The organism is Arthrobacter sp. 05T420, from assembly GCF_056396305.1.
Map to the genome: position 1 here is coordinate 1 of NZ_JBFTLG010000016.1, position 23,512 is coordinate 23,512.

General features: G+C 66.8%; 21 protein-coding genes and 1 pseudogene. 4 read left to right on the forward strand and 18 right to left on the reverse strand.

Annotation, left to right across the window (positions count from 1 at the left end):
- The 13 genes and pseudogenes from AC1DEM_RS15640 to AC1DEM_RS15700 all read right to left on the reverse strand — a co-directional run.
- Nucleotides 1-761, reverse strand: a pseudogene (locus AC1DEM_RS15640) (pyruvate dehydrogenase (acetyl-transferring), homodimeric type); the annotation flags it as partial.
- A 241-nt stretch (nt 762-1,002) separates the two neighbouring features.
- Complete coding sequence (gene uraH / locus AC1DEM_RS15645; RefSeq protein ID WP_476885220.1) at nt 1,003-1,344, reverse strand: hydroxyisourate hydrolase; 342 nt, start codon at nt 1,342-1,344, stop codon at nt 1,003-1,005.
- Nucleotides 1,341-1,838: a 2-oxo-4-hydroxy-4-carboxy-5-ureidoimidazoline decarboxylase gene (uraD, locus tag AC1DEM_RS15650; protein WP_476885221.1), complete on the reverse strand. Its 498-nt coding sequence runs from the start codon at nt 1,836-1,838 to the stop codon at nt 1,341-1,343. Before uraD ends, uraH begins: the two co-directional genes overlap by 4 nt.
- A gap of 156 nt (nt 1,839-1,994) precedes the next feature.
- Entirely contained in the window at nt 1,995-2,831 is an 837-nt protein-coding gene (locus tag AC1DEM_RS15655) for an alpha/beta fold hydrolase (protein ID WP_476885222.1), read from the reverse strand.
- A gap of 228 nt (nt 2,832-3,059) precedes the next feature.
- Complete coding sequence (locus tag AC1DEM_RS15660; RefSeq protein ID WP_476885223.1) at nt 3,060-4,202, reverse strand: phosphotransferase; 1,143 nt, start codon at nt 4,200-4,202, stop codon at nt 3,060-3,062.
- A complete protein-coding gene (locus AC1DEM_RS15665) occupies nt 4,199-4,327 on the reverse strand; it encodes a hypothetical protein (protein WP_476885224.1) in 129 nt (42 codons plus the stop codon). Before AC1DEM_RS15665 ends, AC1DEM_RS15660 begins: the two co-directional genes overlap by 4 nt.
- Entirely contained in the window at nt 4,324-6,210 is a 1,887-nt protein-coding gene (locus tag AC1DEM_RS15670) for an ABC transporter ATP-binding protein (protein ID WP_476885225.1), read from the reverse strand. Before AC1DEM_RS15670 ends, AC1DEM_RS15665 begins: the two co-directional genes overlap by 4 nt.
- Entirely contained in the window at nt 6,207-7,382 is a 1,176-nt protein-coding gene (locus tag AC1DEM_RS15675) for a glycosyltransferase family 4 protein (protein WP_476885226.1), read from the reverse strand. The genes AC1DEM_RS15670 and AC1DEM_RS15675 overlap by 4 nt, the downstream gene beginning before the upstream one ends.
- The gene (locus AC1DEM_RS15680; RefSeq protein ID WP_476885227.1) at nt 7,379-8,599 is read right to left on the reverse strand and encodes a glycosyltransferase; all 1,221 of its coding nucleotides are present in this window, start codon (nt 8,597-8,599) and stop codon (nt 7,379-7,381) included. The genes AC1DEM_RS15675 and AC1DEM_RS15680 overlap by 4 nt, the downstream gene beginning before the upstream one ends.
- Nucleotides 8,586-9,920, reverse strand: coding sequence for a glycosyltransferase (locus tag AC1DEM_RS15685; protein ID WP_476885228.1), 1,335 nt, complete (start codon nt 9,918-9,920; stop codon nt 8,586-8,588). Before AC1DEM_RS15685 ends, AC1DEM_RS15680 begins: the two co-directional genes overlap by 14 nt.
- A 215-nt stretch (nt 9,921-10,135) precedes the next feature.
- A complete protein-coding gene (locus AC1DEM_RS15690) occupies nt 10,136-11,677 on the reverse strand; it encodes a sensor histidine kinase (RefSeq protein ID WP_476885229.1) in 1,542 nt (513 codons plus the stop codon).
- A 64-nt stretch (nt 11,678-11,741) separates the two neighbouring features.
- Nucleotides 11,742-12,407 carry a response regulator transcription factor gene (locus tag AC1DEM_RS15695; protein ID WP_476885230.1) on the reverse strand — a complete coding sequence of 222 codons (666 nt, stop codon included), beginning with the start codon at nt 12,405-12,407 and terminating at the stop codon, nt 11,742-11,744.
- 481 nt (nt 12,408-12,888) lie between these two features.
- Entirely contained in the window at nt 12,889-13,812 is a 924-nt protein-coding gene (locus tag AC1DEM_RS15700; RefSeq protein ID WP_476885231.1) for a serine hydrolase, read from the reverse strand.
- A 135-nt stretch (nt 13,813-13,947) separates the two neighbouring features.
- Between AC1DEM_RS15700 and AC1DEM_RS15705 the strand changes: the two genes are divergently transcribed.
- On the forward strand, nt 13,948-14,868 hold the full coding sequence (locus AC1DEM_RS15705; protein ID WP_476885232.1) for a 2-hydroxyacid dehydrogenase: 921 nt from the start codon (nt 13,948-13,950) through the stop codon (nt 14,866-14,868).
- 65 nt (nt 14,869-14,933) lie between these two features.
- Here the strand turns inward: AC1DEM_RS15705 and AC1DEM_RS15710 are convergent, their stop codons facing one another.
- Both AC1DEM_RS15710 and AC1DEM_RS15715 read right to left on the reverse strand, forming a co-directional pair.
- The gene (locus AC1DEM_RS15710; RefSeq protein ID WP_476885233.1) at nt 14,934-15,314 is read right to left on the reverse strand and encodes a VOC family protein; all 381 of its coding nucleotides are present in this window, start codon (nt 15,312-15,314) and stop codon (nt 14,934-14,936) included.
- Between the two features lie 81 nt (nt 15,315-15,395).
- Nucleotides 15,396-15,923, reverse strand: coding sequence for a DUF427 domain-containing protein (locus AC1DEM_RS15715; RefSeq protein ID WP_476885234.1), 528 nt, complete (start codon nt 15,921-15,923; stop codon nt 15,396-15,398).
- Nucleotides 15,924-16,114: 191 nt separating this feature from the next.
- Between AC1DEM_RS15715 and AC1DEM_RS15720 the strand changes: the two genes are divergently transcribed.
- Both AC1DEM_RS15720 and AC1DEM_RS15725 read left to right on the forward strand, forming a co-directional pair.
- On the forward strand, nt 16,115-17,857 hold the full coding sequence (locus AC1DEM_RS15720; protein ID WP_476885235.1) for an ABC transporter ATP-binding protein: 1,743 nt from the start codon (nt 16,115-16,117) through the stop codon (nt 17,855-17,857).
- Nucleotides 17,854-19,893, forward strand: coding sequence for an ABC transporter ATP-binding protein (locus tag AC1DEM_RS15725; RefSeq protein WP_476885236.1), 2,040 nt, complete (start codon nt 17,854-17,856; stop codon nt 19,891-19,893). Before AC1DEM_RS15720 ends, AC1DEM_RS15725 begins: the two co-directional genes overlap by 4 nt.
- A gap of 318 nt (nt 19,894-20,211) precedes the next feature.
- Here the strand turns inward: AC1DEM_RS15725 and AC1DEM_RS15730 are convergent, their stop codons facing one another.
- Together AC1DEM_RS15730 and AC1DEM_RS15735 are read right to left on the reverse strand one after the other, a co-directional pair.
- Nucleotides 20,212-20,613 (reverse strand): aldo/keto reductase, encoded by a 402-nt coding sequence (locus AC1DEM_RS15730; protein ID WP_476885364.1) that lies wholly within the window; start codon nt 20,611-20,613, stop codon nt 20,212-20,214.
- 157 nt (nt 20,614-20,770) lie between these two features.
- Entirely contained in the window at nt 20,771-21,490 is a 720-nt protein-coding gene (locus AC1DEM_RS15735) for an HAD hydrolase-like protein (protein WP_476885237.1), read from the reverse strand.
- 74 nt (nt 21,491-21,564) lie between these two features.
- Here AC1DEM_RS15735 and AC1DEM_RS15740 point away from each other — a divergent pair, with 74 nt between their 5' ends.
- Nucleotides 21,565-22,041 carry an Lrp/AsnC family transcriptional regulator gene (locus AC1DEM_RS15740; protein ID WP_476885238.1) on the forward strand — a complete coding sequence of 159 codons (477 nt, stop codon included), beginning with the start codon at nt 21,565-21,567 and terminating at the stop codon, nt 22,039-22,041.
- 13 nt (nt 22,042-22,054) lie between these two features.
- Here the strand turns inward: AC1DEM_RS15740 and AC1DEM_RS15745 are convergent, their stop codons facing one another.
- Complete coding sequence (locus AC1DEM_RS15745) at nt 22,055-23,464, reverse strand: aspartate ammonia-lyase (protein ID WP_476885239.1); 1,410 nt, start codon at nt 23,462-23,464, stop codon at nt 22,055-22,057.
- Between the last annotated feature and the right edge of the window lie 48 nt (nt 23,465-23,512).

The following is a 23,512-nucleotide window of genomic DNA, read 5'->3' on the forward strand; positions in this document are numbered from 1 at the left end:
CCGCGGGACTCGGGCTCGTCCATTTCGCCGTCGCCCAGGAACGCCCAGACCTGCTGGTCCGAGGTGTCCTTGATGCCGCGGTTGTGCAGGTACCGGTTGGACTGCGCCTGGTAGATCGCGTTCATCGGGCCGATGCCCATCGAGACCGTGGGGAATTCCCAGAACTCCGGCATCAGGCGCGGGTGCGGGTAGGAGGACAGGGCGTGGCCCTCCTTGGACTTCTCCTGCCGGAAGCCGTCCATGTCCTCCTCGGTCAGCCGGCCCTCCATGAAGGCGCGGGCGTACATGCCGGGGGAGGCGTGGCCCTGGAAGAAGATCTGGTCCCCGCCGCCGGGGTGGTCCTTGCCGCGGAAGAAGTGGTTGAACCCGACCTCGTACAGGGTTGCGGCACCGGCGTAGGTGGAGATGTGCCCGCCGACGCCGATATCGGCCCGCTGCGCCCGGTGCACCATGACGGCGGCATTCCAGCGCAGCCAGGCCCGGTACTTGCGCTCGATCTCCTCGTCCCCGGGGAACTCCGCTTCCTGGTCCACCGGGATGGTGTTGACGTAGTCCGTGGTGGTGACCATCGGAACACCCACGCTCTGCGCCCCGGCCCGCTGAAGCAGGCTGCGCATGATGTACTGGGCACGTTCGGTGCCCTGTTCCTGAATCAGGGTATCCAGGGACTCCAGCCATTCGGCGGTCTCTTCCGGATCACGATCAGGCAGCTGGTTTGTCAACCCGCTGAGGATATGGGAGGTATCTTCTCCTGCAGCCACGTCCAACCTCTTTTCATCGTTGAATAGTTGGCTCAAGTTTTCATTCTGTGAGAAAACTTTTTTGCATTTCGAGATTATCTAGGCGGCGATCCGCGCGTCAAGACGGCCCTGCAGTCACAATCGGGCGACACAACCAACGCGGGGTCAGATACGGCCCATTAAGGCGCCCGAGATGGGCCGTATCTGACCCCGCGTTGCTTTTTGGGGTTGGAGCCTGGCTGCAGACCTAACGGCTGCGGCTTTAGCTGCCCCGGTAGGTGGAGTAGGCGAAGGGGCTGAGCAGCAGCGGGACGTGGTAATGGGCCTGCGCTTCGGACACAGCGAATGTCAGGGTGACCTCGGGGAAGAAGGTCTCGGTCCCGGCGGCGGCGTAATAGGCTCCGGTGTCGAAGCCCAGCCGGTACGTGCCGGAGTCCAGACGGTCGGGGCCAAGTGATTTGGCGCGCCCGTCGTCATCCGTGGCCCCGGCCGCGATCCTGACCCAGCGGCCGGCGTCGAGCACGTCCAATGTGACGGCGAGGCCCGCGGCGGGCTTGCCGGAGCCGGTGTCCAGGACGTGCGTAGTGATGTGGGAGGTGCTCATGCGCCGATCAGTCCTTCGAGTCGGAGTACCGCGATTTCGCGCAGCTGCTGGCCGATGACCACTTGTTCCTCGTCGGGAGTGTGGGCGAGCCGGGTGTTGAGGGCGGCTAGGATCTCCTCCCGGCTGCGGCCGGCCGCGCGGATAAGGAAAACCTGGCCGAATTTTTCTTCATAGTTCCGGTTTCCCTCGGCGATGGCAGCGGCGACGGCCGGATCCGGGGCGCCGAGAGTTGCCTGCTCCGACTGGGAGAGGCGGGCCTCCGCGCTGTTTCCTGCTGCCCGTTCGCCGATGCGGGGATGGTGGGCCAGGGCGGCCTCCACTTCCGCATCGGTGAAGGGTTCCGCAGCGCGGCCGGCGGCTTCGAGGAGGCTGCCGGTGCTGCCGAAGGGCCGGGAATCGACGATCTCCTGTATCCACCGCCCAATGTCCAGGCAGGGACGCAGGGCGGCCGCAGCCTCCGCGCGTCCGGCAGCGTTAAAGTCTTCCAACAGCATGTGCCAGATCCTTTGTGTCAATGCTGGCATCCACGGCGTAGGGCTATACGAAGAGAATATTCGTATCGTGGAACTGTTATTTCAGCATATGCAAAAGATTGAACAGTACCGGGTGGCGGGTGTCAACCGGCGGGCCGGGATCGGCTACGGCCCCGGCTAGCTCGCCAGGAACCGCAGCAGAACCTCGTTGACCTCCGCCGCGTGGGTCCAGATCATGCAGTGCGGGGCACCGTCGATCTCCACGTACTCGGCACTGGGCAGCGCCTTGGCGAACTGGCGGCCCGCGACGTCGATCGGCAGGATGTTGTCTGCCGTGCCGTGCACGATCAAGGACGGGACATCGATCTTGGGGATGTCGGCACGGAAGTCCGTGAGCCAGGTAGGCTGGGCTGCCACCGACGCCGTGGGCCCGCCGCTGGTGGCGAGGTTCCAGCCGGCGTTCATCACCTCCTGACTGAGCCGGGGCGTGCCGAGGTACGTCTCGCTGTTGTAGAAGTTCTTGAAGAATTCCGTGAAGAAGGCGTACCGGTCCGCGGTCACGGCCTCCAGCAGCCCGTCGAAGACCGACTGCGGGACGCCGGCGGGGTTGTCCTCGGTCTGCAGGAGGTAGGGCTCAAGGGAGGCCAGGAACACGGCCTTGGACACCCGGGCAGAGCCGTAGGTGCCGAGGTACCGGCCCACCTCGCCGGTGCCCATCGAGAAGCCCACCAGCACGACGTCGGTCAGGTCCAGGTCGCTCAGGAGCGTGTTCAGGTCCGCCGCGAACGTGTCGTAGTCGTAGCCGTCGGTGGGTTTGCTGGACTTGCCGAAGCCGCGGCGGTCGTAGGTGATGACGCGGTAGCCGGCGCCCAGCAGGGCCGTGGTCTGCTTCTCCCAGGACGAGCCGTCCAGCGGGTAGCCGTGGATCAGGACCACGGCCTGACCGGACCCGTGGTCCTCGTAGTAGAGCTCGACGTCTGTGCTGTTTTCGGTTCCAACCTTGATGTAAGCCATGCCAGCGGTCCTCCCGGGTGAGTGCGGTTCGGTTTGGTGGTGTGGTTCGGTGTGGTTCGATCTTGGGCGGTCGATGTTGGGCGTTCAATGTGCAGTGCAGTCAGTACGTGGGCCCCACTCTAGCGGCCGGGACCACCCCCGCCGCTAGGGCCTGTTCACCATCCGGAATGCGGAACTTCTCCGCCAGGGCGGCCTACGGCCGCCGGTACGGGCGGGTGCCTGCCCATGTCAGCGGCCCCCGGTTTCCCTCGCCTCGCTCGCGAAGCTGGACACGAAGCCGGACTCGTAGCCGGACGCGAGCGGCCTGTCCGCGGCACGTTCGTCGAGCACAGCCAGGGCCATCCTCGAGCGCGTCGGCAGGGGGGAGCAGGCCAGTCGCAGCCAGGCGCCGTCGGAATAAGCATGGAACCGGTCCGGGCTGACGTGGAGCTCTTCCGCGGCGGCCAGGATCCGGGTGTGGGCCGCCATGTACCGGTCCAGCGACGTGCGGGGGTGGCGGGCATGCAGTTCCAGATGAACGTCCATGTTGGCCAGATCCAGGGCGGCCTCGGCCTGGGCGGTGTCGTCGAAGTCCAGCAGGCCCAGCGGCGCGGAGCCTCCGGCGGCCAGGATCTGCTTGTCATGGAGGTCGCCGTGCGCCCAGACCAGTGGATCCGGTGCCGTCCGGAGCAGGTTCTGCGCCACTTGGTCGGCCCGGGCACTCAGAGCGGTTCCGTGCGCTGCAGCTTCCGGGATGCCACTGTAGTGCCGCAGCCACCGCTTCACCCACCGCCGCAGATCCGCGACCTCCACCTCCGGGGAATGGACGGGCAGGGCGCCCAGGGCTGCGAGCCCGGCGGAGCTGCCCACGTGGGCGGTCCAGGCGAGCTGCCATTGCTCCCAGAGCCGGTCGAACCCTGCATCGCTGAGACCCGTGGGGTCGTCGGCCAAATCCCCGAGCGTCCGGCCGGGAACGGCGCTGAAGACGATGACGTCCGGAGAGTTCCGCAGCACCCTGGGCGCCGTGAAGGTCCCGGGGTCCAGGAGAAGTTCGGTTTGCGCGCAGCGTTCGGCTGGCACCATCGCACCGCCCGGCAGGAAGACCTTGATGTAGCCGGCCGCGGCCCGGATGACGGCGCGCATGTGCGGCCGGTAGGACACCAGTTCCCCGTGCCGGGCCTCCGCCCGCAGGGACGGCAGCGCCGGATCGTCCTCGGGCAACAGCTCGAACGCTCCGGCACGCAACACGCCTCCCCGGACGCCGGCCTGCCCCGCCGCAACGACCTCCAGGACGTAGTCGCCCACCGTGCTGTCCGGCCACGCCCGGTGGATCTGCCAGGTTTGCCCGGAAGAGTCGACGGCGGACCGCGGCACCGGCGAGCGCCAGCTCATGCGATCAACTCCAAGGCTCGGCGGACATGCCAGTACGCCGGGTCCAGGAATTGCTCTGCCGCCTGCAGCCATGATCCCTGCAGCCGTGATCCCTTCAGCCATTGTTCCTGCGGGGCGGTGCTCATTTCGGCACCTTGAACAGTTCACCCGGTTCTGCGGTCTGCTGCCGATGGACCCAGCCGGCGAAGCGGGAGTCCGGATCGGCCAGCAATGACTGTGGGGGCCCGTCTTCGAGGATTTCGCCGTCTTCGAGCCAGATCACCCGGTCGCACGATTGGGCCGAGTTGACGTCGTGGGTAATCGTGATGGAGGTCCGGCCCTCGGTGAGTGTGTCCAGGGCGTCGAGGACCGAATCCCGAGATGCCGGATCGAGCCCGGCCGTCGCCTCGTCCAGGATCACGATGGGCGCTTTGCGGAGCATGGCGCGGGCGACGGCCAGCCGTTGACGCTGGCCCCCGGAAAGATCGTTGGCCGCCTCGCCGAGGACCGATTCGTAGCCCTCGGGCAGTGCACGGATGAAACCGTCGGCCTGGGCAAGGGCAGCCACGGCTTCAATCTCCTCATCGGTGGCATCGAGGCGGCCGAACCTGATGTTCTCCCGGACCGAGGTTCCGAACAGCACGGAGTCTTGGAGCAGGATCGAGACATGGGCGCGCACGGAAGCGATCGTCAGGGCCCGCAGGTCCTGCCCCCCGAGGCTGACACTCCCCTCCCAGGGGTCCACCATCCGAAGGATCATGCTTGCCAGCGTGGACTTCCCGGCCCCGGAGGGCCCCAGCAGGGCACAGTGTTGACCCGCTGGTATGGTCAGCGTGATCCCCCTGAGCACGGCGGTTTCTTCGAAGTGGCCGGCCCATACATGGTCGAACACGATGTCCGGGTGCGGGCTCTTGAGGGCGACGGCGTGCGGTGCCTCGGGCACGTCACTCTGGGCCTCGAGCAGGTCCGCCACCCGTTCCCCGGAGGCCGTGGCGCGGGCGATGCGGCTCGTGTACCTGGCCACATCCTTGAGCGGCCGCAGTCCGGTCTTCAGGTAGAACAGGAAAACGACCAAATCTCCGGGTGTCATCGCATGCTGCATCACCCTCCATCCGCCGGCAGCCAGGACCACAGCCGTCGCAAGTCCCGTCAGGACGTCGGTTTTCCGTTGCAGGCTGGCAGAGAGCCGCAGGGTGGCCACCCCTGAGCCAAGTGCTGCCTGATTGCTCTTGCGGAAGCCCGAGCTGAGGGTGTCTTCGAGTCCATACGCCTGGACTTCACGCATTGCTCCCAGGGTCTGTGCTGCGGTGGTGGCCAGCGCGCTTTCGCCCTTGCGTGACGTGCGGGCCGCGGTAGTAATCGATCCGGAGCTCTTGCGGGACAACAAGACAAATATTCCGATGGACAGGAACGTCACCAGGGCGATGAAGGGATCGAGCCAGAGCATGATGATCATCATTGCGACCAGGGACACGAAATTGCCGAGGAGAGGGAGCCCCGCAGTAACGGCCGCGTCCTGCAGCCGGGACACGTCTCCGACGAGCCGCTGGACCGTGTCGCCGGTGGAGGCGCGGCTGTGGTGGCGCATCGACAGGCCCTGGAGGTGGCGGAAGGTGCGGGCGCGCAATTCGGAGGATATGCGGGTGCCCACGAGGGCAAACGCAATCGCGGACACGTAGCTTGCCACGGCTCGGACCAGGCTGATGACAATCACCGCGCCGGCGCAGAGGAGCAGCACTTCGGTGCTTGCTTCCACGCTGAGCGGGGACTTGCGCAGATTGGCGCCGAGGGAGTGCGAGACGGAGTCGAGGACGATCTTCACCGGCCACGGCTCCAGAAGCCGGAAGAGGATTTCCACGGCCATGGCAATGAATCCCCAGGTGATGAGCAGCCTGTGCCCGCGCAGATGCGGGCGGATGCACCGCAACGTCCGCAACATCGGCGTGGGTTCCGCGGGTGCGTCGGCGCGGGTCTTGCGCCACAGTGTCCACCGGCCACGGGGGTGCACATGCCTGGCAGCGGTGGTCATTGCCGTGCCAGTCTGCGGGCAGGCGGCAGGGCCCCGGTGATCCGGGACAGCACACCGCTCCAGCTGAATCTCTGCACGGCTTCGCTGCGGGCCTCGAGCCCGAGCCTTTCCCGCAGGGTCGGGTCTTCGCCAAGCCGGATGAGGGCATCGGCGAGGGCGGCCGGATCCCCGGGCGGGACGAGGATCCCGGTGCGGCCGTCCTCGATGATGGACGGGATCTGGCCCACGGCGCTCGCGATCACGGGCAGCGCGGCCGCCATGTACTCAAAGACCTTCAGCGGCGAGAAGTAATCGTCCTGGCCGGGGGCGTCCGGGGGATAGGGGGCGGCGGCGGCGTCGAATTCTGCCAGGAGTCCGGGCACGGCAGCCGGCGGAACGGCGCCGGCGAACACCGTTGGCACGCCGAGGGACTCGGCGAGGCGTTCGAGATCCTCCCGCCCGGGGCCGTCACCCACCACCTGGACCTGCCAGCGCAGGCCCGGGTCAAGGGTCTGCTGGTTGGCCAGGGCCACGCCGTGCAGCAGGGCGGGGACTCCGTGCCACGGCTTCAAGGTTCCGACAAACCCGACCGTGAGGTGGTCCGGATTCCGGCGGCCGGGGCGGCGGCCAGGGATCCGCTCGACGTTCACGCCGTTCTGTGCCAGCACAGTCCTGGCCGTCGGCACCCGCGCCCGCACCCAGCGCACCACGGGATCCGAGACGCAAGCGACGACGTCGGCCGTTGCGGCGTTGCGGCGGAACACCGTCTCAGCCTTCTTCACATCCAGCAACTGACGGTACCGTTGCTGCTCCTCGATGAGCGGGGCATTGACCTCGAGTACCGACGGCACGTCCAGGATGCGGGCCACCACGGACAGCGCGGGGCTGAACAGCGAATAGCGCTCGTAGAACAGCCCGCAGCCGTTGCGCAGGACCTCGTCGGCCAGACCCAGCGCCGCGTCCTGGACCGCCCGTTCCCGGGCGGGGGCCGGGACGGATTCCGGCCTGACTTCGACGACGTCGAGATCGGCAAGATCGCTGGGCCGCTCGGTGCCGAGCCGGGTGCAGTAAACCGTGACGGCAGCGCCGGTCCCGCGCCACGCCCGGACGATTTCCTGGACATGCACCGAGGAACCCTTGGTGCCGAAAACAGGCACGCCGGGATCGGCGCACACGTATGCCACGCGTGTCATGCGACTCTCCTTTCTGAACGCGAGAGGGACCTCAGGAGCTCGGCCTGGCGGTGGACGTCGTAGTCCTCCTCGATCACGGCGCGGGCATTGCGGGATATGGCAAGCCGGTCTGTGACGGGGGAGACGAGCGTGCGGATGCCGCGGGCCAGGGCGTGCGGGTTACCCGGCCGGACCAGGATCCCGGTGGAGCCGTTCCGGACCACCTCGGGGATCCCGGTGACGGACGTGCTGACGCAGGGCACGCCGGTGGCCATGGCCTCAAGCAGGACCGTGGGCATGCCGTCCGCGTTGCCGTCGGCGCCGACAACGCAGGGCGCCACGAAGATATCGGCGGAGTTGAGCAGTTCGTGGACCTGGTCCTGGGTCTGGGGGCCAAGGAGGCGGACGTATCCGCCGAGCCGGAGCTGATCGATGCTGGCCTCCAGCTCCTCGGCCATGATCCCGGTCCCGGCGATCCGGAGGTCCATTTTGACCCCCTGGTCCAGCAGTTCCGCGGCCGCGGGCAACAGATGCTGGAAGCCCTTCTTCTCCACCAGGCGACCGATGGCGGCGACCCTCAGGGTAGGTCCGAGCGGGTGGGGCTCCCGGTAAGGGAAGCGCTCCAGCTCCAGGCCGTTGCGCACCAGGTGGAGCCGGGACGTCGAGCCCGGGAAGCGGCGGCGCAGGTAGCGGATGTTGTACTGGCTGATGGTCACGGCGTGGTGGGCCTGCTCGAGCTTGAGCCGCAGATCGTCGTCGCGGACCGATTCATGGAAGATATCCACCGCGTGGGCCGTAAACGAGAAGGGGATGCCGGCAATGAAGGACGCCAGCCGGGCGACCGTCGTGGCGCCCGAGGCGAAGTGGACGTGCATGTGCCGGATGTTCCGGCCCTGCAAGGCGGTGGCCAGGTTGATGGCCTGGACGGCTTCGTCCGCCGTGACGGCGGCGAGTTCGGCGAAATTCCGGCCAATGGCGGCCGTGAGCCCGGCTTCGTCGGCCAACTGGAGGGCCTCCCACAGCGCCACCGTCTTGATGGGGCGGTCAATGTAGGTCACCGGTGCCTGGACCCGGGCGAGCTCGGGGTGGAACCGGGCGTCGTTGGTGGGCAGCAGCGAGAAGATCTCGATCCGGTCCCCCGCCGCCTCGCGGGCCAGGATTTCCGCAACGATGAACGTTTCGGAGAATCGCGGATACATCTTGAGGACGTAGGCGGTCCCCGGTTCAGACGGCGACACGGCTCGCACCGCCCTTCGAACGGGCTGCGGCAACGCTTTCGTCCGCCCGGAACTCATCTGCGTTGATCAGATCGGAATTGGCCAGATCTGCACTGACCAGATCGGAATTGGCCAGATCTGCGCTGACCAGATCGGAATTGACCAGATCGGAGTTGGCCTGATCGGAATTTTCCAGCGGCTGCAGCAGCTCGGCGGCCAGCTGCGGGACCCGGATCAGGCCGTCCAGCACCGCTCGACGGCGGTCCACGGTGGTGCCGAGGCGGGCGGCCAGCCAGCCGGCCAGGCCCTCGGGGGTCAGCGTGCCAATGTCGTGCTGCTCCAGGTAGCCGGCCGCGGCCAGGGACGCGGCCCGGATCCGCTGCTCGGCGCGCGACTGCGTGCGGGGGACGATCAGCGCCGGGACGGGGGTGCTCATGATCTCGCACACCGTGTTGTAGCCGCCCATGGCCACGACGGCGCCGGCGTGCCGGATGTGGAACACTATGTCATCCACTACGGGCACCACTTTGACGTTGGGGCGTGCCTGCTGCCGGAGGTCGTTCAGTTGCTCGGCGGGCATTTGGGGTCCGGCGACCACAAGGTGTCCCAGCCCGTCCGGGACCGGAGTGGCGACGGCGACGCGGGCCAGGGCATACCCGTCCGAGCCCCCGCCGACCGTCGTCATGCAGTACCGGCCGGGCATGCAGCTGGTGCCGGAAACCGAAGGGCGGCCATCGGCGAGGTAGCCCGTGTACCGGATGAGCTTTCGGAGAGCGAACGGTATTTCGCCGGAGGCCACGGGATCGTGGACTGCGGGATCGCCGTAGACCCAGATGGCATCGAAGAGGGCCTTGACCACGCGGGGCCCGCCCACCTTGGCCCATTCGCTGAGGGCCGCGGCGGGCGAGTCAAGGACCTCGCGGAGGCCCAGCACCACGCGCACGGGCCCGGCGGTGCGTGCGCGCCGCAAGGCTATTTCGAGTTCGCCATGAACGCCCGTGGCGTGCCGGTCCACCACCACCAGATGGGGGGAGAACCCGGCCAGCGTTGCCTGCAGCAGCCTGGCCCGCAGCGGCACGAGTTCGTGCATGGGCAACGCCAGGTTCCGGGGCAGGTAGCCCCCGGACCCCTTCGCCACGCCGGGAAGCAACACCCAGTCCCAGCCCTCGGGCAACCGGAACGCCGGGGCCAAGGCCGTGCCGGTGATGAGGATTCCGGTGACGGGGCGGCCGATCAAGCCGGGAAGCTGGTTGTTCAGCGCGTGGGCCAGTGCCAGATTCCGACGCACATGCCCCAGGCCCACTGAATCATGCGAGTACAGAACTATCCGCAGTGGCTCCACAGCAAATCCTCCCCCGCCCCCTGGTGCCCCGGGCCTGACTGCGATCGCAACTGTCCCCGGTGCCGGCGCTCTCCGATGATAGGTACCAGCCTGCCCCCCAAGAGTGAGGGTGGGATGAGGAGAAGATTAAGGATTTCTCAGCGAAGGCCTCGCATCGGCGCCCGCGCTAAGGTAGGCGCCCGGTTAGGTGCGGGGGTTAGTCAGACGCGGCCAGTTCAGACGCGGATGCTGGCGGACTGCAGGGGGATCCGGATCAGGAATGTGGCCCCGTGGCCGTATTCGGACTCCACTGTGGCCACGCCGCCGTGGGCCTGGGCGATTGCCGAGACGATGGCCAGGCCCAGCCCCGAGCCCTCCCCGCCGCGGCCCGTGTGCGCCCGGCCGAACCGTTCGAAGATTCGTTGCTGGTCCTCGGCGGCGATGCCGATCCCGTCATCGCGCACCCACAGCAGGAGGGTGTCCAGCGGGGGTAGCGAGGTGCCGTCGTCCGCCGTCGGGTGCTCAATCCGGGATCCGAGCGCGATTGTGGAGGACGGTCCGGTGTACTTGACGGCATTGGCAGCGAGCTGGACCAGGGCCTGGGTGAGTCGCTGCGGATCCGCCTCCACCGTGTAGTCGGCTCTCTCATCGATCTGCCAGTGGCGGTCGGCCAGGACGTGCACTTTATCCATGACCTGGTCCAGGAACTCCGGGATCCGGACGGGTTCCCGCCGGATGAAGCCGGGGTCCCCGGAGTTGGCGAGGAGCAGGAGGTCGTCCACCAGTCGCTGCATCCGGTCCACCTCGTCCAGCAGCACGTCACGCGTTGCAATGACATCGTCCGGATCATCCACGGTCAAGAGTTCGAGGTGCCCGCGGAGAATGGTCAGCGGGGTCCGCAGCTCATGGCCGGCGTCGTCCAGGAACTGCTGCTGCTGCTGGGCGCCCTCATCCAGCCTTTCCAGCATGGTGTTGAAGGTCTTGGCCAGTAGGGTGACGTCGTCCTCGCCCTTGCGCACCTCCACCCGCTGCGTGAGGTCCTCCGGGCCCACCGCCCTGGAAGTCTCGCGCATACGGCGGAGTGGATCGAGCAGCCGCCCGGCGACGATGCCGCCGATCAGCGCGGCCGCTGAGAGCATGCCGAGGGCCACCAGCGAATACGTCTGGACCGTGCTGGCATTGTGTGCGCGCTGGTCGCCCGCGTCCCGACCGACCAAGAGGAACGTCCCGGTGACGCCCCTCATGGGCAACACCACAGTCCGGAGCGGGCGGCCGTCCGAATTCAGCTCGCCGAAGGACGCGCCGGCCGGATTCCTGAGCTCGGCGGCGTCGGCGAACAAAGTGTTCTTCAGGAGGGCGTTGTCCCCGTTGCCCTCAACGGTCCACGCCACGCGCCCGTCCACGATCCCGGCCATGACCTCGTTGTTGCGCGGCTCGATATCTTCCGCGGCCTCGTGAAGGGCACTGATGTACGTCCTGTTGGCGTAGTCCCCGGACGTTTTCTTCTTAGTCTGGACGAGCTTCACCACGGCGTTGGCCCTGTCCTGAAGCGCCTGGTCGAGCCTGGCATCGGACTCCTGGAACTGGACCACGAACGTGACCAACCCCGCGGTGACGAGCCCGGCGAGCATCATGCCCAGCATGGCCGCCACCACCCGGAAACGCACCGAGTGGAACTTCGCACCCCAGCCGGACGGGTCCTGGAATTCCGACTCAGGAGAGGCAGCCGTCGGCCCGGCCTGGGCGTCCCCGCTGGGACGTTCATCCAAGGTGGCCACTCTGTTCCCTTCGTGTGACGATCGGCTGGCCTTGCAGCGTTTCTCCGTGTGGCTCAGAGTTTGCCTAGCTGAGTCGGTACCCGGCGCCCCGGGTGGTGAGGATGCGGTCGGCGCCGAGTTTCATCCGCAACTGGCGCACGTACACGTCCACAACGTTGGAGGTGCCGTCGAAGTCGTAGCCCCAGACGTGGCTGAGCAGCTGCTGGCGGCTCAGGACCTGGCCGGGGTGGAGGAGGAACATTTCCACCAAGGCGAATTCGCGGGCGGAGAGCTCCACCATCCGGCCGTCCACGCTGACCGTGCGGGTGAGCAGGTTCAGTTCCAGGGGCCCGTAGCGCATGACGCTTCCCGCCAGCACATCGCCGGTGTCCCCCTTGCGGATGCGGGCCTTGATCCGGGCCACGAGTTCATCGAAGTGGAACGGCTTGACGATGTAGTCGTCGGCGCCGCCCTCCAGCGCGGCGACGGTGTCGGTGGATGACCCGCGGGCCGTGAGGAAGATGACCGGGATGCCCACCTGGCCGCGGCGCAGCGCCGCCAGGACGGCATAACCGTCCAGGCGGGGGAGCCCGATGTCGAGGAGCAGGAGATCGAATTCGCCGCTGGAGGCGTAGTCCACGGCCGTGACGCCGTCGGCCACCACGGTGGGCGCGTAGCCTGCCGCGCGCAGGCCCTTTTCGATGAACCGGGAGATGCGTTCTTCGTCTTCTGCAATGAGGATGCGGATCAAGGTGACTCCCTGGAAAAGCCCGGGTCCGGGAGTTCCCTCTGGGCCGCGCGTCGGTGCGGGCCGTACAACGGGATCCTGGCTTGTCCCAATACTGCGGCGTCTCCTGCTCACGAGTCGGGAGGAATCCGAGGCCCCAGCAGCCTCGATCTGCCCGGAGTGCGGGCGGTTCCGGGCCCCAAGGGTGCGGGGCCCGCGGTTTGGGCGGCGCGTTCCGGTCAGGGCGGCGCGGCGGGCCGTGGGGGAGCGAGGGTCCCGGTTTCGGCGGGACGGCAGGTACGCGATTCAGAAGGAATGGACATCTGTGCTCCTCCAGAGGGCGGCCCAGCATTGTGGGATTCCATCGGGCAGTTGCGGCTGAGACTATTCCCGCTTCTTTCATCCTGCCCCTGTAATGGAGCGTGCGCTACCTTTGGTCGGGTGATTTTCAGACTGTTAACAGCTCCCGCGCAGGTGCACTTTATTACTGCCGTGTTAGTGCCCGTTACTGCCCGAACAGGGCACCCGTGACCTGGTGAGTCAGGTCGTGGATGAGGTCCAGGCGGGCCGCGCTGTCGGCGTCGTTCGGGCCCCACGTGTAGATGACCACCGCGTAGGAGCGGTCCCCGGCGCTGAGCAGCGCTGCGTCGTGGACGTAGCCCAGCACCACGCCGTACTTGTGGTGCACCGTTATGCCAGGGGCGAGCGCCGCCGGGATGAGGTTCTCGTCATTGGTGTGCTGCATGTAGCCCAGCAGCTCCGCGGTGTGATCGGCGTTGAGCAGTTTGCCCGTGGCGAGCTGCGTCAGGAGCCGCGCCATGTCCGGCGGCGCGATGAGGTTTTTCTCGGGGTCGTAGGTGATGCCGAGGGTGGCGGCGTAGGCGGTGAGATTGGGGTAGCCGATATCTTGCATCAGCAGCAGCCACGCGTCGTTGTTGCTGGCGTTGATCATGGCCTTGAGCTGGAACGCGGCGTTGAACGCGCCCAGGGGAGCGTCGAGGGACTTATCGCCGGTTTCCACCAGATGGTAGTACGCGGCGGCGGTCAGGACCTTCGCGGTGCTCGCCGCCGTGTACGGTGCCACGTCGCCGTAGCTCTGCAGCTGGCCGTCGCGGGTGTCCATCACGGCGACGCCGATCCTGTGATCGGGGTGGTCGCCGAGGATCCGCTTGATCCCGGCGGCGAGGTCGACGGCGGCTGGCGGGGGCGCCGCGGCGGCCGCGGCCGGGCTCGGCGCCGTCTGCTGGGAGGCCGTCAGGAAGTCACTGGTCAGGAAGTCTTTGGTAAGGAAATCACTGGCCGTTGGCGGGACGGTGCGGATGGCGCCGAGAATCACGACGGCGGCCAGCACCAGCACGGCGACGGCCCAGACCAGAACAGTGTTCCTGCGGTGGGTGGGAGCGGCCGGCCGGGGGCCCGGTTTCGTCATGTGCGTGGGCCTTCCGGACTCGCCTGGGTAGCTGCCTCCGACGTTAGGCGCGGCCGGGGGCGAAGTCCACGCAGCGCGCGGGGAGCGGCCAAAGTCGGGCAAAATCCCGCTGCCGGGTCCACTACGCTGGCACTTATGAGCCGGAAAATTACTGTCAGCCTGCCGGACGCCTCGTTGCGCGAATACCTTCAGCCGCACCCGGACGTCACCATCCTGGAGTGGGACCTCACCGGTGAGCCGCCCCTGCCGCGGATCGACATCGTGGTGCCGCCCTACATGGATGGCCCGCAGGTCCTGCAGGGCCTGGAATCCGTGGAGACGGCCCTGGTGCAGAGCCAGTCGATCGGCTACGACGGCGTGGCGGAGTTCCTGCCGGCCGGCCGGGTCTTCGCCAACGCGTCGGGAGTGCACGAGACCTCCACCGCGGAGCTGGCGCTCGCCCTGATCCTCGCCAGCCAGCGGGAGTTGCCCCGCCTCATCCAGAACCAGCAGGAAGGCCGCTGGGACGCCAGGCCCACCGCCAGCCTGGCCGACCGCCGCGTCCTGATTGTTGGCTACGGCGGGGTGGGCAAGGCGATCGAGGGCCGACTCCTTCCGTTCGAGACCAGCGTGACCAGGGTGGCCAGCCGGGAACGCACGGACGAGCGTGGCCGGATCCACGGCATCGCGGAACTCCCGGCGCTGCTGCCCGTGCACGACATCGTGGTGGTGGGGGTTCCGCTCAGCGACTCCACCCGGCACCTGATTGATGACGCCTTCCTCTCGGCAATGCCGGACGGCGCCCTGGTGGTGAACGTGGCCCGCGGCCCGGTGGCGGACACTGATGCACTGGTCCGGCACACCACCTCCGGACGGATCCGTGCCGCCCTGGACGTCACCGATCCCGAGCCCCTGCCCCAGGACCACCCTCTGTGGCGGACGCCGGGTGTCATCATCAGCCCGCACGTGGGGGGCGCGAGCTCGGCGATGCGCCCCCGGATGGGCCGGCTGCTGCAGCGCCAGATCGATCTCATGCTGGCCGGCGAGGGCCCAGCCAACGTGGTGCTGGGCGGCTGAAGTTTGCGCGGCTAGGCGCCGGGCGGCCACGAGGGCGCTGGCGGATGAGGCGGCCGGTGAGGGGCCTACGCGGGAGCGGGCGAATTGCCCGTCCCGGCGGTGTCCACCACGCAGAACCTGTTACCCTCCGGATCGGCCAGGATCACGTAGTCAGCGTCCGCCGGCCGCTTGTTCCATTCCACCCGTGTGGCGCCCAGGGCCAGGAGCCGCTGGACTTCGGCGTCCTGCTGGTCCGTGTACAGGTCCAGATGCAGGCGCGGGGGGATCTGGACGGCCGCGGGGACGCGGTCCAGGGAGATGCACGTGCCTTTACCGCCTGGCGACTGCAGGATGACAAAGTCGCCGTCGGGCGCGCACCGCGGCTCGTAGCCCAGGGCGGCCTGCCAGAAACCCATCTGGCGTTCCAGGTTGTCCACCCGGATCACGATCGAGCCAATAGTCAGCATCAGGCCAAGCTACACCCGGCCCGTGGACTTTAGCGCCAGCCCCAAATCGGGACAAGTCCTGCAGGAACGCAAAATCTGTTCTCACCACCCGGCAGTGCCCGGGCCGCCCTTGAAAGGACCGACAATCTTCGTGGTGATCCAACCGCCGTAAAAGTCACCACCCTGGGGGGTCACCTGCTCGCCGTCGACCTCGCAGGCGTCCATGTGACCGGGGTAGAGGGCCACCCGGGTACTGAGCGCCTCGAAACCCCGGGTGGGTTCCGGGTAAGTCCACCCGGCACGGGGAACGACGACGCCGCCGGCAACGACGTCGAAGTAGCGCGCTTCACCCTTGAACTCGCAGAAGCTGGTGCCATCGACCGGGACGAGCGCGCCGGCAAGGAATGAGTCCAATGGCAAGTAGTAAACAGGCGGATGACTCGTCTCCAGGACGCGCACTGAATCGGTGGTGTCGGCAATGACCTGCCCGCCAAGCCGCACGATGACCCGTTCCGATCGCGGCTCCACCCTTGGCGGCCGCGGGTAGTCCCACACCGATTCTTGACCGGCCTTCGGCTTAATGGGCACGGGACGCCGGAAAAAGCCGGAAACACCGTGAGCAGGGTTCATGTCCCCATGTTGCCATCTTCCGCCAGGATGGAACACGAGCTGTGCCTATTTGACGACTTTGGCAACGCCCGCCGGCGCAGACACAGCGGATTCGCCCTGAGAGGAACCCAGTCCATTCCCGGGATGCGGACGTAAACTGACGTTCGAATCACCGCGTGCAGCGGGAACTAACACAGCGAAGTGGAGACCGGATGCTCTGGAAACTGCTCGTCGAATACCTGCGGCCCCAGCGCCGGCTGCTGCTCGCCGTCGTCGTCTTCCAACTGGCGGCGTCCATTGCCTCGCTGTACCTGCCCACCCTGAATGCCGACATCATCGATCAGGGCGTCGCGCGCGGGGACACCGACTACATCCTGCGCATTGGCGGCATGATGCTCATGGTCACCTTGCTGCAGGTCGCCTGCACCATCGCCGCCGTCTACTTCGGCGCGAAGGCCGCAATGGCGCTGGGCCGGGACGTGCGCGGGTCCATCTTCACCCAGGTGGCCGAGTTTTCCGAGCAGGAAGTCACCAGGTTCGGTCCGCCCAGCCTGATCACCCGCTCCACGAACGATGTACAGCAGGTCCAGCAGCTGGTGCTGATGTCCGCCACGCTGATGGTCACGGCGCCCATGCTCTGCATCGGCGGGGTGATCATGGCCATCCGGCAGGACGTGCAGCTGTCGTGGCTGATCGCGGTCAGCGTGCCGGTGCTCCTGATCGGGGTGGGCTCGATCATTATCCGGATGGTGCCGCTGTTCAAACTCATGCAGGGCCGGATCGACACCGTCAACCGGGTGCTGCGCGAACAGCTGACCGGCATCCGCGTGGTGCGGGCCTTCGTCCGGGAGGATGTGGAGACCGCGCGCTTTGCCCGCGCCAACGAGGACGTCACGGACAGCGCGCTGCGCGCCGGCCGGCTCATGGCGCTCGCGTTCCCCACAGTGATGCTGGTGCTCAACGTCTCCAGCGCGGCCGTGATCTGGTTCGGCGCGTTCCGGATCGAGGACGGGTCCATGCAGGTGGGCACCATGATCGCGTTCCTGAGCTACCTCATGCAGATCCTGATGTCCGTCATGATGGCCACATTCATGGCGATCATGATCCCGCGCGCTTCCGTCTCCGCGGACCGGATCAGCGAGGTGCTCGGGACCGAATCCAGCGTCCGGCCGCCGCTGCATCCCGTTTCGCGTGCTGCCGGGCGGGCGGCCCGGGGCGAGCTGGAAATGCGCGACGTCGGGTTCGCCTACCCGGGGGCCGAGCAGTCGGTGCTCTCGGACGTGAGTTTCACCGCCCGGGCGGGGCAGACGACGGCGATCATCGGGGCCACCGGTTCCGGCAAGACCACCCTGGTGAACCTGATGCCGCGGCTGTTCGACGCGACCTCTGGCTCGGTGCGGATCGACGGCGTTGACGTCCGCGAACTCCATCCGGACCTGCTGTGGGGGCACATCGGGCTGGTCCCGCAGAAGCCCTTCCTGTTCTCCGGCACGGTTCGCAGCAATCTTCTCTACGGCAAACCGGACGCCACCGAGGACGAGATCTGGCGGGCCCTGAGCATCGCGCAGGCGCAGGACTTCGTGGAGGAACTGGAGGGCGGCCTGGACGCGCCGATCTCCCAGGGCGGCACCAACGTCTCCGGCGGCCAACGGCAGCGGCTCGCGATCGCCCGGGCCCTGGTGAAACGGCCCGAGCTCTACATCTTTGACGACTCCTTCTCCTCGCTGGACACCGCCACGGACGCCCGGCTGCGGCTGGCGCTCAAGCAGCACACCGCCGGGGCCACCATGGTGATCATCGCCCAGCGGGTCTCCAGCATTGTGGACGCGGACCAGATCTTGGTGCTGGACCGCGGTAGGATCGTCGCCCACGGCACGCACGCGGAGCTGCTCGAGACGTCCGGGACGTACCAGGAGATTGTGAACTCCCAGCTCGCGGCGGAGGAGGCAGCATGAGCCGCACGGACAAGGCGCCGACGCCGGCCCCCGCCTCCGCTGCCGGGGCTTCGGGGGCTTCCGGGGCGCCTGCGGCCGCGCAGACGCCGCTGCGGATCCCCCGCCCCGCGGGCGGACCCGGCCGCGGCGGACCGTTTGCCGGGATGAACATCCCGGCGGAGAAGGCCATGAACTTCGGCGCCTCCGCCCGGCGGCTGCTGGGGGAGCTGCGCCCCGAGCGGCTGTGGCTGACGCTGGTACTGTTCCTCGCCGTCGTGAGCGTGACGTTCTCGGTGATCGGGCCCCGGCTCCTGGGCGAGGGCACCAACCTGATCTTCGCCGGCGTCGTGTCCAAGCAGCTGCCGCCCGGTGAGACCCAGGCCCAGGTGATCGCCCAGCTGCGCGCGGCGGGGCAGACCCAGCAGGCGGACATGCTCAGCGCCATGACGCTCACACCCGGCACCGGGATCGACTTCACCGCGCTGGCCACGGTGCTGCTGTGGGCGGTTGCCCTGTACGTGCTGGCCTCGGCGTTCGGCTGGCTTCAGGCGTACATCCTCAACGGCGTCGTGCAGCGCACGGTCTTCCGGCTGCGCGAACGGATCGAGGCGAAGATCAACGCGCTGCCGCTGCGCTACTTCGATTCCGTGCAGCGCGGCGAGGTGCTCAGCCGGGTGACCAACGACGTCGACAACGTCTCCCAGAGCCTGCAGCAGTCCATCAGCCAGGCCGTGACCTCACTGCTGACCGTGGTGGGCGTGCTGGTGATGATGCTCCTGCTCTCGCCCACGCTGGCGCTGATTGCGCTGGTGACGATTCCGCTGACCTTGGTGACGACGGCGATGATCGCCAAACGGTCGCAGAAACTGTTCGTGGCGCAGTGGAAGCACACCGGCGAACTCAACGGGCAGATCGAGGAGACGTACACCGGGCACGCGCTGGTGAAGGTCTTCGGCCGGCAGCGCGAGGTGGAGGAGCGGTTCCGGCAGAAGAACGTGGAGCTGTACCAGGCGAGCTTCGGCGCGCAGTTCATTTCCGGCCTGATCATGCCGGCCATGACGTTTATCGGGAACCTGGTCTACGTGGGGATCGCCGTGGTGGGCGGCCTGCAGGTGGCCTCCGGGGCGATGCAGCTGGGCGACGTGCAGGCGTTCATCCAGTACTCCCGGCAGTTCACCCAGCCGCTGGCCCAGCTGGGCTCCATGGCCAACCTGCTGCAGTCCGGCGTGGCCTCGGCCGAGCGGGTGTTTGAGCTCCTGGACACCGAGGAACAGGGGCCCGATCCTGTCCCTTCAGTGGCGCCCGACGGGGGCCCGGGCAGGCTGGTGTTCGAGGACGTCTCCTTCTCCTACTCCCCGGACAAGCCGCTGATCACTTCGCTGAATCTCGTGGCCGAGCCTGGCCAGACGGTCGCCATTGTGGGGCACACCGGCGCGGGCAAGACCACCCTGGTGAACCTGATGATGCGCTTCTACGAGCTCGACGCCGGGCGGATCACGCTCGACGGCGCGGACGTCACCGCGATGACCCGCAACGAGCTGCGCTCGCGGATGGGCATGGTGCTGCAGGACACCTGGCTGTTCGGCGGGACCATCCGGGACAACATCGCCTACGGCCGGCCTTCTGCTTCCGAAGCGGACATTCTGGAGGCGGCCCGGGCGACGTACGTGGACCGGTTCGTCCGGTCCCTGCCCGAGGGCTACGATACGGTGCTGGAGGACGAGGGCGGCAATGTCTCGGCGGGCGAGAAGCAGCTGCTCACGATCGCCCGGGCGTTCCTGGCCCGGCCGTCCGTGCTGATCCTGGACGAGGCCACGAGCTCGGTGGACACCCGCACCGAGGTGCTGGTGCAGAAGGCAATGAGTGCCCTGCGCTCGGACCGGACGAGCTTCGTGATCGCGCACCGGCTCTCCACCATCCGCGACGCCGACCTCATCCTGGTGATGGAATCCGGGCAGATCGTGGAACAGGGGACGCATGCTCAGCTGCTGGCCGCCGGCGGGGCCTATGCGGCGCTGTACGCCGCGCAGTTCGCGGCTCCGGTGGCGGAGGTCTAAGGGAAACAACGATTCGTCTGTCGGCTTCAAGACGGAGACGTTTAGCATCTCTGCGGGCAAATCAACTTTACGTAATATCCGCTATCGGCCCGTAGGAACGGACGCACAGACTCCGGTAGTAACAGACTCAGTTCCCTTTGCCGGGCCGGTAGAACAGTTGAGCAGAACGGTTGAGCAGAACGGTTGTGCAGACAGTGTCTGCACTAAAAAATGCCCCGTTCGTGACGGGGAGCGCCGGAGTACGCCGGCAAGCTCAACTTCTACATCGCGCTCGTCGATGACGTGCTCCCAGACGCACGTCATTTGCTGCCCGCGCGGTCATGGGCGGGCCGGGAAGGACTCCACTTTTGCTGGGTTACGTTCAATGACCGGTTCCATGATGTGGTCGACCTGTGCCAGCAGGGCCGGGTCCAGTTTCACTCCTACTGCGGAGGCTGTATCGATGAGCTGGTCAGGACGGGAAGCACCGACGATGGCCGCCGATACGTTGGGGTTTTGCAGCACCCAGGCGACGGCGAGTGCGGGCATGGACAGCCCTGCGCCCGCGGCGAGCGGTTTGAGCTGCTGGACGCGGGTGAGGATGTCGTCGGTCAGGTAGCGGTTGTCTGACTTGAGCTTGCCGTCCTCGCCTGTGAGGCGGGATGCTGCCGGCGCAGGTTGGCCGGGAGCGTATTTTCCGGTCAGGACGCCTTGGTGGTGGACGTGGAAGGCGAAGGCGATAACGCGAAGTTCACCTTCGCCGGCAACGCCAAGCCCCGCATTCCGGACGCACTGCCCGCCGCGGGCTAAACGGAAACCGCCGCTGGCTACCGTCCGCGTGGGCTGATATCGGGTGGCTTGACTCATTGTCCCGCGGGCTAAGACTTTCCGGACGCTCTTAGGCCCCCAGTTCCTGCTCCCTAGGGCGCAGGCTGTTCTTCAGGAGCACTGGCAGCAGAGCCGCAGGGGAGGAGGCAACTGCGGCCGCGTCCGACGCTTCCTTTTCCTCGCCGTACCCCCAGGACGCGAAGATCGTGGCGATTCCATGGCCGGCTGCTCCCTCGACATCGTGGCTTCGGTCGCCGACCATTGCCGGGTTGGAGATGTCGATGCCGAGGGCTCGTAGGCGCAGCAGCAGTTCGGCAATGACCTCCGCTTTGGTGGCCCGTCCCTCGCTGTCGGATGCCCCGCAGACGTTGATGAAGTGGCCTTCCATGCCAAAGCGCCGCGCGAGTCGTACGGCTTGGTCTTCCACTTTGGAGGTGGCCACGGCCATGGGAATACCGGCCGAATAAAGCTCCTCGAGCAGTTCGATGATTCCTTCGTAAAGGCTGGACTGCTCAGCACCGCGATCCGCATACGCTTTGCGGTAGTGTTGGAGGGCTCTTTGGGCGGTTGGTTCATCCAGTCCCGCGACTGTTCTGAAGGACTCGATCATCGGCGGCCCGACAAACCGGCGCAGCGCATCCTGTGCCGGGACCGGCGCACCGACAGCCGCCAGGGCGTGGGCAGCACTTGAGGTAACACCCGGTGCCGAGTCGAGGAGCGTTCCGTCCATGTCGAACAAGACGCAGGTGATGTCGATGAGCGTCGGACGGGCTTGCTGCGGAAGTATCATTTATCTGGAGCTTTCGGTCTTGGGTTTGGTTCAGCTCGGGTTGTGCCGGGGATTGATTGCTGTGAAGGGTGGGCATGGATCGAGTGAGTCTTGATCAGATAGACCAGAAGATCTTTGCGGAGCTCACGAAGAACGCACGCATAAGTCACGCTGAACTGGCGACAAAGGTCTTGCTGTCCCGCAATGCCGTGCGCCAGCGGATCGACCGGATGGAACGCCAGGGGTATATCCAGGGCTACACGGTGGTTTCGGGCCCCACCGGCCAGAGTCCCGTTTCCGCTTTCCTGATGGTTTACCGGAAGGACCGCGTACGGGGCCTGGATGTCATTACCGCCTTGCGGTCGATTCCGGAAGTTGTGTTGTGTGACGTCGTCAGCGGTGACTTTGATCTGCTGGTGAGGGTTGAGGCCCGTTCGCTGGAGAGGATCCAGGAGATCTGGGAGCAGATCGCCTCAATTCCGGGCGTCACTGACACGGTGACGGCAATGACGCTTTCCAGTGTCATCCGGCGCGGCTCAGCCGGCTCAGTCGGCGCCGGCCTCGCCGACTGAGCGGGCCGAGCCGTCAGGCCGGCGACATCTCCGCGACCGTGACGGGCGGCACCGCGGAGTCCAGGAGGGCCTGGGCTGCCGCCCGGTCCAGGAGGTTCCGGTCAGTGACGACGTCGAGTACCGTTGATCCGTTCTGAAGAACCTCTTTGGCAACCGCCGCTGCTGCTGTGTAACCGATAGCCGGAATCAGCGCCGTCGCAAGTCCCGCCGAGGCTGCAGTCTGGCGGCCGAGGCGTTCGGTGTTCGCTTCGATGCCCTCCATGCAGTGTGTCCGGAGAATACGGACTCCTTGTTCGAGCCAGGAAATGCTCTGAAGAAGTACATGGGCAATAACAGGTTCAAACGCGTTGAGCTGGAGCTGGCCGTTGTCCGCCGCCATCGTTACTGTCGTGTCTGCCCCGGCGACCGCGAAGGCGATCTGGTTTATCGTCTCCGGAATCACCGGGTTCACCTTCCCCGGCATGATTGACGATCCGGCCTGACGGGCAGGCAGGACGATCTCGCCAAAGCCGTTCTGCGGTCCGCTGGACAGCAACCGGAGGTCACTGCTGATCTTGGACAGCTTTATCGCCGTCCGTTTCAGCATCCCCGACAGGTGCATGAAGACGCCGACGTCGGAAGTCGCCTCGACGAGGTCTGCGGCGGGAACAACCGGGACGCCGGAGATTTCGGACAGCGCACGCAGGACCAGGTGCTGATATCCCGGTTCGGCGGTGATGCCGGTGCCGATGGCGGTGGCGCCCAGACTGCACTCGAGCATCAGCCCCGTGGACTCCCGGAGCCTGGCGCGGTCTTCCTCCACTGTTGCGGCGAACGCATTGAATTCCTGCCCGAGGGTCATCGGGACTGCGTCCTGAAGTTGGGTCCTGCCCATCTTCACGACGGCGGCGAATTCGGCGCCCTTGCTCCTGGCGGCTTCGGCCAGCCGGCCCAGTTCTTGGTTGAGTTCCGCGGTGGCGAAAATCAGGGCCAGCTTGATGGCGGTCGGATAGGTGTCATTGGTGGATTGGCACCGGTTTACATGATCGATTGGGTGCAGGTGCTCGTATTGGCCGCGCCGGTGGCCCAGTTTTTCCAGCGCAAGATTCGCGATCACTTCGTTGGCATTCATGTTCGTGCTCGTGCCTGCTCCGCCCTGGATGACGTCCACACAAAACTGCTCGTGGTGCTGTCCGTCCTGAATCTCCTGGCACGACGCGCGGATGGCTTCGGATTGCGGGGGCGTGAGGACTCCGAGTTCACCGTTGGCCCGGGCCGCGGCGTTCTTGATCATCGCCAGTGCGCGTACCAGATGCGGGTGACGGGAGATCGGAATACGGCTGATGGTGAAGTTTTCCAGGGCTCGGGCCGTGTGTGCCCCCCAGTAGACGGCAGCCGGCACGGGAATGCTCCCGAGCGAATCCGTCTCGATGCGGGTGGTCATGATTTTCCATCCTCTGTGTGGGATCGTCGCGTGGTGATGCTGATGTTG

Excerpts from the sequence above, each read along its gene's own strand:
- AC1DEM_RS15655 (WP_476885222.1), bottom strand. The coding sequence starts at position 2,831 with ATGGCTTACATCAAGGTTGGAACCGAAAACAGCACAGACGTCGAGCTC.
- AC1DEM_RS15670 (WP_476885225.1), bottom strand. The coding sequence starts at position 6,210 with ATGACCACCGCTGCCAGGCATGTGCACCCCCGTGGCCGGTGGACACTG.
- AC1DEM_RS15665 (WP_476885224.1), bottom strand. The coding sequence starts at position 4,327 with ATGAGCACCGCCCCGCAGGAACAATGGCTGAAGGGATCACGGCTGCAG.
- AC1DEM_RS15720 (WP_476885235.1), top strand. The coding sequence starts at position 16,115 with ATGCTCTGGAAACTGCTCGTCGAATACCTGCGGCCCCAGCGCCGGCTG.
- AC1DEM_RS15710 (WP_476885233.1), bottom strand. The coding sequence starts at position 15,314 with ATGCTGACTATTGGCTCGATCGTGATCCGGGTGGACAACCTGGAACGC.
- AC1DEM_RS15740 (WP_476885238.1), top strand. The coding sequence starts at position 21,565 with ATGGATCGAGTGAGTCTTGATCAGATAGACCAGAAGATCTTTGCGGAG.
- uraH (WP_476885220.1), bottom strand. The coding sequence starts at position 1,344 with ATGAGCACCTCCCACATCACTACGCACGTCCTGGACACCGGCTCCGGC.
- AC1DEM_RS15705 (WP_476885232.1), top strand. The coding sequence starts at position 13,948 with ATGAGCCGGAAAATTACTGTCAGCCTGCCGGACGCCTCGTTGCGCGAA.
- AC1DEM_RS15725 (WP_476885236.1), top strand. The coding sequence starts at position 17,854 with ATGAGCCGCACGGACAAGGCGCCGACGCCGGCCCCCGCCTCCGCTGCC.
- AC1DEM_RS15660 (WP_476885223.1), bottom strand. The coding sequence starts at position 4,202 with ATGAGCTGGCGCTCGCCGGTGCCGCGGTCCGCCGTCGACTCTTCCGGG.
- AC1DEM_RS15700 (WP_476885231.1), bottom strand. The coding sequence starts at position 13,812 with ATGACGAAACCGGGCCCCCGGCCGGCCGCTCCCACCCACCGCAGGAAC.
- AC1DEM_RS15715 (WP_476885234.1), bottom strand. The coding sequence starts at position 15,923 with ATGAACCCTGCTCACGGTGTTTCCGGCTTTTTCCGGCGTCCCGTGCCC.
- AC1DEM_RS15735 (WP_476885237.1), bottom strand. The coding sequence starts at position 21,490 with ATGATACTTCCGCAGCAAGCCCGTCCGACGCTCATCGACATCACCTGC.
- uraD (WP_476885221.1), bottom strand. The coding sequence starts at position 1,838 with ATGCTGTTGGAAGACTTTAACGCTGCCGGACGCGCGGAGGCTGCGGCC.
- AC1DEM_RS15745 (WP_476885239.1), bottom strand. The coding sequence starts at position 23,464 with ATGACCACCCGCATCGAGACGGATTCGCTCGGGAGCATTCCCGTGCCG.
- AC1DEM_RS15675 (WP_476885226.1), bottom strand. The coding sequence starts at position 7,382 with ATGACACGCGTGGCATACGTGTGCGCCGATCCCGGCGTGCCTGTTTTC.